The organism is Planomicrobium sp. CPCC 101110 (genome assembly GCF_007859395.1).
Classification (GTDB): domain Bacteria; phylum Bacillota; class Bacilli; order Bacillales_A; family Planococcaceae; genus Planococcus.
In genome coordinates this window covers 624,381-637,984 of the sequence record NZ_VOHD01000006.1, presented here as the reverse complement: position 1 = coordinate 637,984, position 13,604 = coordinate 624,381, and the positions used below count along the sequence as shown (strand labels likewise).

Here is a 13,604-nt window from a genome sequence, read left to right as displayed (position 1 = left end):
GTTCATAGTCAAATATGGTACGCTATTTGAGCAAACATAAGGAGGATTTTCCATGACACGCATAGACGAACGAAACACAAATGAACTGCGCCCGGTGCAGATGGATGTGGACTATTTGATTCATCCGGAAGGTTCGGTATTGATCACGGTTGGCCAGACAAAAGTTATCTGTACGGCAACTATTGAAGACAAAGTGCCTGGATTTTTAAGAGGGCAGGGCAAAGGGTGGATCACGGCGGAATATTCCATGTTGCCGCGCGCGACAAACAGCCGCAACCAGCGGGAAGCCTCCCGAGGCAAAATCGGCGGACGGACGATGGAGATCCAGCGCCTGATCGGACGCGCGCTGCGTGCAGTCGTGGACCTGGAGAAGCTGGGCGAGCGGACGCTATGGATTGACTGCGACGTCATCCAAGCGGACGGAGGTACACGCACCGCTTCCATTACCGGAGCTTTTGTGGCGATGGCAATGGCAATAGGCAAGCTGAATTTGGCGGCTTTTCCGGTGACCGATTTTCTAGCCGCGACAAGCGTCGGCATTGTTCCGGGCATCGGCGCGGTGCTGGATCTGAACTATGTGGAAGATTCTTCCGCTGAAGTGGATATGAATCTTGTCATGACAGGAGCGGGAAGTTTTGTGGAGCTTCAGGGCACGGGGGAAGAATCGACATTCACGCGCGCTCAGCTGAATGAATTGCTCGATCTTGGAGAAGCGGGCATCCAGCAATTGATTGCCATGCAAAAACAGGCGTTGGGTGATTTAGCGGTGCGCATTGGCGAAGAAGTGGAATCGAACCTATGAAAAAGGTGATCATTGCGACGCAAAACAAAGGCAAGGCAAAAGACTTTGAAACCCTGCTGTCGCCGCTTGGCTACCAAGTGCTGACACTGCGCGATGTAGCTGAAGAGCTCGATATCGAAGAAACGGGCGCGACGTTCGAAGAAAATGCCATTATCAAGGCGGAAGCGGTTGCCAGTGCTCTCCAAACACCTGTGATTGCAGATGACAGCGGACTTGAAATTGACGCCTTAAACGGCGAACCAGGCGTCTATTCCGCGCGTTATGCCGGAGGCGTGAAGAGTGATGAAGCTAACATCGACAAAGTGCTCGATAAGCTCGGCGGCGTTCCGGAAGAAGAGCGTACGGCGCGATTCCGGTGTGTTTTGGCAGTCGCTGCCCCGGACCAAAAAACCGTTACGGTTTCCGGTTCATGTGAAGGGCGTATTTGGAGTGAACGCCGTGGGGAGAATGGATTCGGCTATGATCCGATTTTTTACGTGCCAGCGCTTGGCAAGACGATGGCCGAACTTTCGCCGGAAGAAAAAGCGGCTATCTCCCACCGGGGGAACGCAATCCGGGAACTGAAAAATGCCATGCCGAAATGGCTAGGCAACACGGAATAAAAGCTTGGAAAAACTTTCTTTAATTATTTTTTTGAAATAGCGTTGACTTTTCTTGAAATCATTCCTATAATAAGAATTGTCTTTCGTTAAAGAAAGTATCGTCTCAGTAGCTCAGCTGGATAGAGCAACGCCCTTCTAAGGCGTCGGTCGGGGGTTCGAATCCCTCCTGGGACATATAAGGAATACATAGGAAAACTCCTGGCCATTGCGGCCAGGAGTTTTTTCATGCATTCTTCCAAAAATTTGGGACAAGGAAAAGAAGTGTGCTTGAAACCGGATTGCGTGTCAAAAGGAAAATTATCCTTTATCCTGATAATTGACTAACAAAACTGGAGGGATGAATATGCACATCGAAATGTGGACAGACTTTGCTTGACCGTTCTGCTATATTGGCAAACGGCGTCTGGAAGACGCCATCAAACAGATTGACCATCCGATCGAAGTGACTTACAGAAGCTTCGAATTGGATCCTGCACTGGGACGGGATATAAAAGAGAATATGTATGAGAAATTGGCCCAGAAATACGGCATGAGCATTGAACAAGCCAAAGCGAACACACAGAACATGGTGCAGATGGCAAAGGAATCGGGACTAGATTACCGGATGGATACACTGATATTGACGAATACTTTTGACGCCCACCGATTAACGCTGTTTGCAAAAGAGCAAGGTTTGATGAAAGAAATGACCGAACGGATTTTGCGCGCCTATTTTACGGAGTCGAAACATATCGGGGACCATGCCACATTGACCGAGCTGGCAGTTGAAGTAGGCTTGGACGAACAAGCTGTCACCGGGATGCTTGCAAGTGATGGAATGGCTGAAGAGGTCCGCGCAGAAGAGCGGACAGCTGCGCAATATGGTGTGACAGGCGTGCCTTATTATCTGATCAATAAAAAATATGCCTTGACTGGCGCCCAGCCTACTGAATACTGAAGTATTTGTCCGGGCGTTGAAGCAAGTGGTAGCGGAAGACGAAACTACAGCTTGAGCAAATGAAACAACTGAAAACCTGGCTTTCTAATCGTATACCGGAAAACTCCTGCCTGAAACAGGCGGGAGTTTTTCATTTTTATCAATCCCAAGTAACTTGGTATGTCTTTCTTGGAGAATCGGAAAAAGCATGATATATTAAGAAAAAACAAAAGTTTTCAGAAATTTTTAAATTTCTGGGATGGGCCGATGTAAAGAAGTACTGCTGGATCTATTGATTCTTACTAAAGAAAGAGGAAGATTATGACTCCAATGCGATTCTTAAGCCAGTACATAAAGCACCCCCGGTCGGTTGGGGCAGTTGTGCCAAGTTCACGCCTCCTTGCCGAGCAAATGGTGGCTTCCATCAATTTTGAAAGTGCCACTTGCATTGTCGAATATGGACCAGGCACAGGCGTGTTTACGGAACAGCTGATCCAGAAGAAGCGGCAAGATACAAAACTTTTGGTTTTTGAAACAAACAAAAGATTCTACCTCCTCTTGAAACGAAAATACAGGGGTGCAAAAAATGTCTTTATCATCAACGATTCCGCTGAACGGGTAAGCCATTACCTGGAAAAGTACGGCATTATGAAGGTGGACCACATTGTATCAGGCTTGCCTTTTGCCAGCTTGCCGAAAGAAGTATCCGAAAAAATTCTTCATGAAACGAAAAAAGTACTCAATGCTGACGGAGAATTCATCACTTTCCAATACACTAAATTCAAGGAAAAGTATTTCAAAACCCACTTCAGCGAGATACAGATCAACAAAGTTTTCCTTAACATGCCGCCAGCATTTGTCTTCAAATGCACGAGGTGAAACAAAAAAACGATCCGAAGCCCGGTGCTTCGGATCGTTTCTTCTGATTAATAAGGCAAAATCTCAATCTCAACTTCGAGCGGTTCAGACAAAGGGAGATTTTCTTCTTTGGATACCGGCGGATCGATGATAATGCGGACAGACGTAAGATTGCTGCCGACATCATCCGTTGCCCATGAAATGCCAGTAGCTTTTGTAGCGCCTGCGGTAAAGTTGCCGTCGATAGTATCTGTCCAGTATTTCAATGGTTTCAATGTCTCTCCTGTATTTGTCACAAGCAAAGCTTCATCAGGATTGAAAAGGATATCCATATCCGAATAGTTATCGGCGACCATGTAGGCACTCACAATACGGACTTCATCTTTTCCGCCAAAAACAACTCTTTTTTGTCCGTTTTCAGGTTTGAAATCCATGACGGTGACCTCTTGTATTGTAACGGCCATTGGGCCAGCTTCAAGAGGAACGTAAGGGTTTTCGGAAAAATCCAGGCCGATGCTCCGGTTGTAGCCATAACTTGTCAATCTATAAGTGCCATTGCTTGTTTCCTCCCATTCACCAGGAGCGGCAGAATTATGTTCGATTTCTCCGTGAAGTTCACTTCCGGTCTCTTCTATATTAGATGCATCTTGTTCAGCCCCTTCTTGGACTCCGGCCCCGCAGGCTGCCAAGAAACAAGCGAGAGATAAAACGGACAAAGCCAATATTTCCTTCATGCAAACCCTCCTTTTTTACTAGTATATAAGAATTTGGCACTAGCATGAAATAGTTTTTTTATAGAAGCTGCGGGTATACTAAAGAACAGAATGCAAGTTTTTCAGAGCTTTATTGGGAGAGGTGGTTGGTGAAGAAGACAAGCTTTCTATTGTCTGGCATATTGTTGCTCGCTGCTTGCAGCGGCGAACAGCCGGAAGACGGGCAATCGGAGGAGATGGAGCAGGAACCGGAAGCGGGCATGAAAGCTGAAGCCGTGGAAATCGATTTTGTAGCAGCTAATGACGATTCTGTCCCTGCCGGAAATATCGTCAAAGCGGAAGGAGTTGCGTCGCCCATCACCGGAACGGAAATCGGCGATGAATTTCTCCTGACGACCCAGGAATCGGAAGGCCAAGGCACCTATATTGTCAGCAACAATAGCTCCGTGGAAGTGCAGCACGGGCAAGAACTCACCGTTTATGGTTCTTGTGACGGCAAAACCGAATCAGGTTCTCCAAAAATCACCGCAGCAATCATCGAACGATAAACAGCAGGAAAAATGGATGGATTGGAAGCAGGCTTTTATTTTCCCGTAAAATGCCGGTATGATATGATAGTGTTTACAAATGAGGTGGGTAGATGCGGAAAAAATACAGGGAATTGAAGCGCAAGGGCAATGTGATTGTTTTTCCGACAACGATCAATCGCCTGCTGACAGACGGCATGAATTATTTGAAGAACGAGAATTATGAAGAAGCTAGAGACAAGCTGTATCAAGTGCTTTCCTATGAACCGGAAAATGCGGCTGCGCTTGGAGCGTATGCATACAGTTTGTTTGAACTTGGCGATTACGAAGAAGCGTTGGATGTCTGCCGGGAACTTTTGAAAGTCGGGCCGATCCATTATTTGGAGACGATGGAATTATACATAAGCATTTTAATGCAGGTAAGGGAATATAAAGAAGCGGAACAAATGATTGAAATATTGATAGAAGAAAATGTGCTGCCGGAAGAACGGCTCGAACAATTCAGGCAGCTGCGGGATTTGAACGAGCGCATTGTTTCGAGTGCGTCGGTTGAGGATGTGCCGGCCGCGCAGTATTCACTGGATAACTTTTTGACTTTGACGCCATTTGAACAAGAGCGGCTTATCATGGACTTGCCGCTGGAATCCTATAAGGCGATGAAGAACCACCTCATCCAGATCGTTGAACATCCGAATGTCGACATGTTAACGAAAACTTACATATTATTTATGCTCCATCAGGAAAAGATACGCGGCACTGTGCATATCCAGAAATTCCACTTTGAAGCGGCGTTTTCTATTGCCGCGCTGCCTGACCCGCTCAATAACAAGCGCTTGAATTCGGTCAAGCGGCATTTGGAAGATGCATTGGCACAAGATCCCACCCGCCTGGAGATGGTGCAGGAATTGTTTGAACGGCATATTTACTTGTTATATCCGTTCCAATGGGAGGATTACGAGCCGCGCGAGATAGCGGAGGCCTATTTGAGTTATTTGGACTTGCTGTTCACTGGGGAAGAAACTTTTACAGGCGATGAAAACTTGACGAATCTTATCAAATCGGCCGAACAATGGTTTGAATGGCGGAATGGATAGAAATAGTTGAACATGGCTCCATCTGTGCTATAATATGGAGGTTGTCAAAAACCGTATAAAACGTGGTATGACTTTGTAGAAAATGTTTGGAGGGCTTATATATGTCAGCAAAATGGGAAAAGCACGAAGGTAACACAGGAACATTAACAGTTGAAGTGCCTGCGGAAGAAGTAAATGCAGGACTAGACAAAGCGTTCAAGAAAGTAGTAAAAGAAATTAACGTACCAGGGTTCCGCAAAGGGAAGATGCCTCGCCAAATGTTCGAGAAACGCTTTGGTGTAGAATCTCTTTACCAAGATGCTTTGGATTTCATCTTGCCAGACGCTTACGCGAATGCTGTTGAAGAAGCAGGGATCAACCCGGTTGACCGTCCTGAAATCGACATCGAAACGCTTGAAAAAGGCCAACCGCTTGTATTTACTGCTAAAGTGACGGTTAAACCGGAAGTTCAGCTTGGCGAATACAAAGGCCTTGAAGTAGCAAAACCGGATACAGAAGTAACTGACGAAGAAATTGAAAACCTGTTGAAAGAAAACCAAGACCGTTTTGCGGAACTAGTAGTAAAAGAAGACGAAGCAATCGTTCAAGGCGATACTGCTGTCATCGACTTTGAAGGTTTTGTGGACGGAGAGGCGTTTGAAGGCGGACAAGGAAGCGATTATTCTCTTGAAATCGGCTCAAACTCATTCATCCCTGGTTTTGAAGACCAATTGGTCGGCGTAAAAGCTGGAGAAGAAAAAGACGTTGAAGTAACTTTCCCGGAAGAATACCACGCTGCTGAACTTGCAGGTAAATCTGCAACATTCAAAGTGAAAGTAAATGAAGTAAAAGGCAAAGAACTTCCTGAACTAAACGACGAGCTTGCTAAAGAAATCGACGCAGAAGTGGCTAGCCTTGATGAATTGCGCACAAAAATGAAAGAAAACCTAGTTGCGGAAAAAGCGACTGCTTCTGAAACAGCTCTTCGTGATGAGCTTGTGCAAAAAGCTGCTGCTAACGCAACGATCGATCTTCCACACGCTATGATCCATACTGAAATGGACCGTATGATGCAAGATTTCGAACAGCGTTTGACTCAGCAAGGCATGAACCTTGACCTTTACTATCAGTTCTCTGGCCAGGACGAAGAAGCTCTTCGCGGCCAAATGCACGGTGATGCCGAAACTCGCGTCCGCATTTCATTGACGCTTGAAGCAATCGCTGCTGCAGAAAACATCGAAGTGACAACTGAAGACATCAACAACGAACTTGAGAAAATGGCAGGCCAATTCAACATGGACATCGAAGCGATCAAAACTGCTCTAGGTGGCACTGAAATGCTTGAAAACGATATCCGTATGCAAAACACTGTTGAGTTCCTGGTTCAAAACGCTAAATTCGTTGAAAGCGAAAACGCAAGCGCAGCTGCTGACGCAGACGCTGAATAAAACCACATAAGCAACACCCAGTAAAACAAGGCTCGGAGACGCGCCTTGTTTTACTCTACATAGAATATAAGCAGTACTGGTGCATGGCTAGAGAACTTCGGCCCGAATCTTATTAGTTGCTGAAATTAATATAATCTTGTAAGATAATGGCTTGAATAGGGGTGAATACATTGTTCAAATTCAATGACGAAAAAGACCATTTGAAATGTTCGTTCTGTGGCAAACCACAAGAGCAGGTTCGTAAACTGGTTGCAGGACCGGGTGTTTATATTTGTGACGAATGTATTGAGCTGTGTACGGAAATCGTAGAAGAAGAGCTTGGTACAGAAGAAGAAGTAGAATTTAAAGAAGTGCCGAAGCCGAAAGAGATTCTTGATATTCTGAACGGGTATGTAATCGGACAGGAAAAAGCGAAAAAGTCGCTGGCTGTTGCAGTATACAACCACTATAAGCGCGTCAACTCAAATAGCAAAATCGATGACGTCGAGTTGTCGAAGTCTAATATTGTTCTAATCGGACCAACAGGAAGCGGTAAAACTTTGCTTGCTCAAACATTGGCCCGTATCCTGAATGTGCCATTTGCGATTGCAGATGCCACTTCGTTGACAGAAGCTGGATATGTCGGTGAAGATGTGGAAAACATCTTGCTGAAATTGATCCAAGCAGCGGATTATGATGTGGAACGTGCGGAAAAAGGCATTATCTATATTGATGAAATCGATAAAGTTGCTCGCAAATCCGAGAACCCATCCATTACGCGCGATGTTTCTGGCGAAGGCGTACAGCAAGCCTTGCTGAAGATCTTGGAAGGGACCACTGCAAGCGTGCCGCCGCAAGGAGGACGCAAGCATCCTCACCAGGAATTTATCCAAATCGATACGACAAACGTTTTGTTCATCGTTGGCGGAGCTTTTGACGGCGTTGACCAAATCATCAAACGCCGTCTTGGCAACAAAGTGATCGGTTTTGGTTCAGATCCAAACAAAGAAGAGCTGGATGAAAAATCATTGCTAAGCCAGTTGATTCCTGAAGACTTGCTGAAATTCGGTTTGATTCCAGAATTTATCGGGCGTTTGCCGGTATTGGCGAGCCTTGAGCAATTGGATGAAAATGCGTTGGTTCAGATTTTGACTGAACCGAAAAATGCATTGATCAAACAATACCAAAAAATGATGGAATTGGATGATGTGGAACTGACGTTCGAAAACGATGCGCTTGTGGAAATTGCCAAATTGGCAATTGAACGCAAAACAGGTGCCCGTGGACTTCGTTCAATTATCGAAAACATCATGCTTGAGGTGATGTTCGACCTGCCTTCCCGTGAAGACATTGTCGAATGCGTCATCACAAAAGAAACCGTCACTGATAACGTGCAGCCGAGACTGATCTTAAATGATGGTTCGGAATACGTTGGCGGCAATAACGAAAAAACATCCGCTTAATGCACTGCCCGGCTAGGAGAAAGGGATTTCTCCTTTCTGCGGCATGAAATTCAAGCTTTCCAGACAGTGAATTGCTTGCTTTGCCGGTATAGTGGAGGCAAGAATTTTCTGCCCGTGCAAGCGGGGAAAAGGATGATACGGGCTGGCTTTGATCGTGCACATCCGCGCGTTCAAAAGTCAGCCTTTTTTTAAAGAAAAGTGTAGGCGCCTGTTCAGCTCCGACAAGCGCTGGAGGGCTTGGAAGTCATGGCGCTTTTTTCCATGGTAGCCAAGACCGAAGCGGCTCGAGGAGCTAGGCGCTAAAGACTGGACAGAAGAAAAGTGCAGGCGCCTATGTAAGACCCGAAAGGCATAAGACGGGCTGCAAAGAGGCTGTTGCCGCAGCAGCAGGACGGCTTATGACCCCGAGGGTCTAGGCGCCGAAACTGGACAATCGAAAAGCGTAAGCATTTGCTCAGCGACGATAATGGCTTATGCTGGTTCTTAACGTTATATGGAAGCAACTATGAAACTAATCCGGAGGTGGCCTTCAGCATGGCTAAGAGAAAAGTGACAAAACGTGTGCCGCTTCTGCCGCTGCGCGGACTTCTTGTGTTCCCTACAATGGTATTGCATATCGATGTAGGGCGCGAGCGTTCGGTAGCTGCATTGGAACATGCATTGCTTGAAGACAATATCGTTTTTTTTGGCAACACAAAAAGAAATGAGCATCGAAGAACCCGGCAAAGACGATTTGCAGAAAGTTGGAACGCTTGCTTACGTCAAGCAAATGCTCAAACTGCCGAACGGCACGATCCGGGTACTTGTAGAAGGCTTGGAGCGCGGCCAGTGGAAAAATTACGAGGAAGAAGAAAACTTTTCCCATGTTGAAGTGACTTCTTTCCCGGATGAAGACGAACGCGATGCAGAACAAGATGCGCTGATGCGCCTATTGCTTGAGCATTTTGAGAAATACTCGAAAGCGTCGAAAAAAGTGACAACTGAAACCTATAATACGGTAGCGGATATTGAAGAGCCGGGCCGCCTGGCAGATATGGTCGCTTCCCATTTGCCGCTGAAGCTGGCGGGCAAACAGGAGATTTTAGAAACATTTGATGTCAGCCAACGCCTGGAAATGCTCATTACCCGCTTGCACAATGAACAAGAAGTTATCGACTTGGAAAAACGCATCAATCAGCGTGTGAAAAAAGCGATGGAGCAGACGCAAAAAGAATTTTATTTGCGCGAGCAGATGAAAGCGATCCAAACGGAACTTGGCGACAAAGACGGCAAGTCAGGCGAAATCGTCGATCTGAAAAAACGGATCGAAGAAGCCGGCATGCCGGAATCAACCGAAAAAGCTGCTTTCAAAGAGCTGGACCGTTATGAAAAACTGCCTTCAGCTTCTGCGGAAAGCGGGATCATCCGTACGTATATCGAATGGCTTGTGACACTTCCGTGGTCGGAATCCACTGAAGACCGCTTGGATATCAAACATGCGGAAGAAGTGCTCAACCGCGACCATGATGGCTTGGAAAGCGTCAAAGAACGCGTCCTTGAATATTTGGCAGTCCAACAGATGACCCAATCGCTCAGAGGGCCGATCCTTTGTTTGGTTGGGCCTCCAGGCGTCGGGAAAACATCATTGGCGAAATCCATCGCGGAATCGCTCGACCGGAATTTTGTCCGGGTATCGCTTGGCGGCGTGCGGGATGAATCTGAGATCCGTGGGCACCGCCGGACCTATATCGGCGCTATGCCAGGCCGCATTATACAGGGCATGAAACGGGCAGGGACGATCAATCCGGTTTTCCTGCTTGATGAAATTGATAAAATGTCAAACGATTTCCGAGGGGACCCTTCCTCGGCGATGCTTGAAGTGCTCGATCCGGAACAGAATAATACATTCAGCGACCATTATATAGAAGAGCCTTATGATTTATCGAATGTGCTTTTCATTGCCACTGCGAACGATTTGAGCTCGATTCCCGGGCCGCTTCGCGACCGGATGGAAGTTATTACGATTGCTGGCTATACAGAGGCTGAAAAGCAAATGATCGCCAAAAATCATTTGGCGCCGAAGCAGCTGAAAGAACATGGCTTGACAGAAGAGCAGCTGCAGTTTGAAGATGACGCGCTGCTGACAGTTGTCCGCTACTACACAAGGGAAGCAGGTGTGCGCGGGCTGGAACGCCAGATTGCGTCGATTTGCCGAAAAGTAACAAAACAGATCGTATCTGGCGACAAAGAGCAAGTGGTTGTGACGGCGGATGCAGTGGAAGGATATTTGGGCAAACGCAAATTCCGCTACGGCATGGCGGAAACCGAAAACCAAGTCGGGGTAGCGACAGGCCTCGCTTACACAACGGTTGGAGGCGATACACTGCAAATCGAAGTATCGCTGTCATCGGGGTCAGGGAAATTGCAGCTGACCGGTAAACTTGGCGATGTCATGAAAGAGTCGGCGCAGACCGCATTGTCTTTCGTAAGAGCAAAAGCCGAATCGCTCGGAATTGATCCGAATTTCCATGAATCCCACGATATCCACATTCATGTTCCCGAAGGCGCTGTTCCTAAAGATGGCCCTTCAGCTGGCATTACGATTGCCACGGCCCTTGTATCGGCCTTGTCAAAACGGCCGATTCGCCGGGAAGTTGGCATGACGGGTGAAATCACTCTTCGTGGACGTGTGTTGCCGATCGGCGGAGTGAAAGAGAAGACGCTAAGCGCGCATCGCGCTGGCTTGACGACCATCATCCTGCCGATTGACAATGAACGGGATATTGAAGATATTCCGGAAACCGTCCGGGAAGAACTGACATTCAAACTTGTTTCTCAGGCGGACGAAGCATTAGAAATAGCACTTGAAGGAGAAACGAAATGATAGTCCATAATGTAGAACTTGTTATCAGCGCCGTTCGCCCGGATCAATATCCGGAAGACGGCTTGCCTGAATTTGCGCTGGCCGGCCGTTCCAATGTCGGAAAGTCGTCGTTCATCAATAAGATGATCGGCCGCAAAAGCATGGCGCGCATTTCCTCAAAGCCGGGGAAGACGCAGACCTTGAATTTCTATAAAATTGAAGAAAAATTGTTTTATGTCGACGTTCCCGGATACGGCTACGCAAAAGTGTCAAAGTCGGAACGGGAAGCATGGGGCAAGATGATCGAACGCTATATCACCGGCCGCGAGCAGCTGAAGGCGGTGATCCAGATTGTCGACTTGCGCCATCCGCCAAGCCGCGACGATATTAACATGTATGACTTCATGAAACATTATGGCATTCCATGCATCATCATCGCGACAAAAGCGGATAAAATCCCAAAAGGCAAATGGGACAAGCACAAGAAGATTGTCCGGGAAACATTGGACATGGAAAAGACCGATCCGTTGATCGTCTTCTCATCTGAAACAGGACTTGGAAAAGATGCCGCGTGGCAGGAAATCGAAAAAAGAATGTAAACGTGGAAAAAGCTGCAGGCCGACTCGATAAACACGAGAAGGCCTGCAGTTTTTTCTGTCTTCAAAAATAATAAAAAGCAGGGCGATAAAAAAAATTCCAATCGGATGAAACAAGGTGCATACAAGCGGCAAACAAGTCTAGAATAATAAAAGCCTCCCTTGCCTATAACAGTTATATAAGAGCGAAACCCTTTAGTTCTCTCACTATTTCGACTACGAGCAATATCCTTGTTGTTCCATAAATCCTTTGGTAAAATTACATTATAATAATTCTAAACAAGAGTATTTTCATTGCTTGTTCACATTTGAAAGGCTTATAAACCAACAAAAGTGGTATACTAATAGATATGAAATATGGAACGTGAAAGGTGTTTTGACCCATGCATACACTAGTAGTCGGGGTAAACTATCGCTCTGCACCCGTAGAGATTCGGGAAAAGCTTTCATTTATTGAAACCGAACTCCCGAATGCGATGCAAGCGCTAAAAGAACAAAAAAGCATACTGGAAAATGTCATCGTTTCGACGTGCAACCGCACGGAAATCTATGCGGTGGTCGACCAGCTTCACACTGGCCGTTATTATGTGAAGCAATTCTTGGCGAATTATTTTGATATTCCCCAGGAAGCATTTTCCCAGTATTTATTTGTGCACGAAAAAGATGAGGCGGTTGAGCATTTATTCCGTGTGACAGCCGGCATCGATTCGATGGTGCTTGGCGAGACCCAAATCCTTGGACAGGTGAGAAACAGTTTTCTTGCCGGCCAGGAAAACGGGACGACCGGTACAGTATTCAACCAACTCTTCAAGCAGGCGATCACGCTTGCCAAAAAAGCGCATTCGGAGACAGCGATCGGCGAAAATGCCGTATCGGTTTCGTATGCAGCGGTTGAACTTGGAAAGAAAATTTTCGGCACGCTGAAAAACAAGCATGTCGTTATTTTAGGCGCCGGCAAAATGGGCGAACTTGCGATCAAGAACTTGCAAGGAAGCGGAGCCGATCAAGTGACGGTCATCAACCGCACTTTTGAAAAAGCCGAAACGCTGGCCGATAAATTTGGTGGACAAGCCAAGTCGATGAAAGAATTGCAGTGCGCATTATTGGATGCGGACATTCTGATTTCTTCTACTGGCGCTACAGATTTTGTGATTGATTTCGAATTGATGCAGTATATCGAAAAAATCCGCAAAGGCAAGCCGTTGTTCATGGTGGACATCGCAGTGCCGCGCGATATCGACCCGCGCGTCGGCGATTTGGCAAATGTGTTTTTGTATGACATCGATGATATGCAGGGGATTGTTGAAGCGAACTTGGCAGAGCGTGAACGCGCAGCAAATGAAATTTCTTCAATGATCAATCAGGAAGCGGTCCAGTTCAATGACTGGCTGACTACATTAGGTGTGGTCCCTGTCATTTCCGCACTTCGCAAAAAAGCCTTGACCATCCAGGAAGAGACGATGGCAAGCATCGAAAACAAAATGCCGGATCTGACAGACCGCGAAAAGAAAATCTTGAACAAACACACAAAATCAATCATCAACCAGTTGCTGAAAGACCCGATCCTGCAAGCGAAGGAAATGGCCGGTGCGCCAAAATCCCGCGAGCAGCTGGAATTGTTCCAGCAAATCTTCGGTATTGAAGAGGAAGTCGAGGCAGAGTTTGAAAAACAAACAAAAGCTGTCCAGTTGAAGGCTGAAGCGGCTGCCGAAGAGAAAAAACAGTCTACACAAGAAACTCCCAGATATTCATTTTAAGCTTTCTAACAGAGGCGTTTTCGAATCT

General features: G+C 46.6%; 11 protein-coding genes, 1 tRNA gene and 1 pseudogene. 12 read left to right on the top strand and 1 reads right to left on the bottom strand.

Annotated elements, in window-relative coordinates:
* Nucleotides 1–52: 52 nt before the first annotated feature.
* From rph to FQV30_RS11050, 5 genes are all read left to right on the top strand, one after another.
* The gene (gene rph, locus FQV30_RS11070; RefSeq protein ID WP_146500210.1) at nt 53–802 is read left to right on the top strand and encodes a ribonuclease PH; all 750 of its coding nucleotides are present in this window, start codon (nt 53–55) and stop codon (nt 800–802) included.
* A complete protein-coding gene (locus FQV30_RS11065; RefSeq protein ID WP_146500209.1) occupies nt 799–1,404 on the top strand; it encodes an XTP/dITP diphosphatase in 606 nt (201 codons plus the stop codon). The genes rph and FQV30_RS11065 overlap by 4 nt, the downstream gene beginning before the upstream one ends.
* A 100-nt stretch (nt 1,405–1,504) precedes the next feature.
* Nucleotides 1,505–1,578, top strand: a tRNA-Arg gene (locus FQV30_RS11060).
* A gap of 214 nt (nt 1,579–1,792) precedes the next feature.
* The gene (locus FQV30_RS11055) at nt 1,793–2,341 is read left to right on the top strand and encodes a DsbA family oxidoreductase (RefSeq protein WP_370512394.1); all 549 of its coding nucleotides are present in this window, start codon (nt 1,793–1,795) and stop codon (nt 2,339–2,341) included.
* Between the two features lie 300 nt (nt 2,342–2,641).
* Nucleotides 2,642–3,199 (top strand): class I SAM-dependent methyltransferase, encoded by a 558-nt coding sequence (locus FQV30_RS11050; RefSeq protein WP_146500207.1) that lies wholly within the window; start codon nt 2,642–2,644, stop codon nt 3,197–3,199.
* Nucleotides 3,200–3,246: 47 nt separating this feature from the next.
* Here the strand turns inward: FQV30_RS11050 and FQV30_RS11045 are convergent, their stop codons facing one another.
* Nucleotides 3,247–3,912, bottom strand: coding sequence for a hypothetical protein (locus tag FQV30_RS11045; protein ID WP_146500206.1), 666 nt, complete (start codon nt 3,910–3,912; stop codon nt 3,247–3,249).
* Nucleotides 3,913–4,040: 128 nt separating this feature from the next.
* On the opposite strand from FQV30_RS11045, the gene FQV30_RS11040 reads away from it, so the two are divergent.
* From FQV30_RS11040 to hemA, 7 genes and pseudogenes are all read left to right on the top strand, one after another.
* Entirely contained in the window at nt 4,041–4,439 is a 399-nt protein-coding gene (locus tag FQV30_RS11040) for a hypothetical protein (protein WP_146500205.1), read from the top strand.
* A gap of 92 nt (nt 4,440–4,531) precedes the next feature.
* On the top strand, nt 4,532–5,512 hold the full coding sequence (locus FQV30_RS11035; protein ID WP_146500204.1) for a tetratricopeptide repeat protein: 981 nt from the start codon (nt 4,532–4,534) through the stop codon (nt 5,510–5,512).
* A 101-nt stretch (nt 5,513–5,613) separates the two neighbouring features.
* Entirely contained in the window at nt 5,614–6,939 is a 1,326-nt protein-coding gene (gene tig / locus FQV30_RS11030) for a trigger factor (RefSeq protein WP_146500203.1), read from the top strand.
* A 170-nt stretch (nt 6,940–7,109) separates the two neighbouring features.
* On the top strand, nt 7,110–8,381 hold the full coding sequence (clpX, locus tag FQV30_RS11025) for an ATP-dependent protease ATP-binding subunit ClpX (protein WP_146500202.1): 1,272 nt from the start codon (nt 7,110–7,112) through the stop codon (nt 8,379–8,381).
* A 534-nt stretch (nt 8,382–8,915) separates the two neighbouring features.
* A pseudogene (gene lon / locus FQV30_RS11020) lies at nt 8,916–11,244 on the top strand (endopeptidase La).
* The gene (gene yihA, locus FQV30_RS11015; protein WP_146500201.1) at nt 11,241–11,822 is read left to right on the top strand and encodes a ribosome biogenesis GTP-binding protein YihA/YsxC; all 582 of its coding nucleotides are present in this window, start codon (nt 11,241–11,243) and stop codon (nt 11,820–11,822) included. The pseudogene lon and the gene yihA overlap by 4 nt, the downstream one beginning before the upstream one ends.
* Nucleotides 11,823–12,202: 380 nt before the next feature.
* Complete coding sequence (gene hemA / locus FQV30_RS11010; RefSeq protein ID WP_146500200.1) at nt 12,203–13,576, top strand: glutamyl-tRNA reductase; 1,374 nt, start codon at nt 12,203–12,205, stop codon at nt 13,574–13,576.
* Nucleotides 13,577–13,604 lie beyond the last annotated feature (28 nt).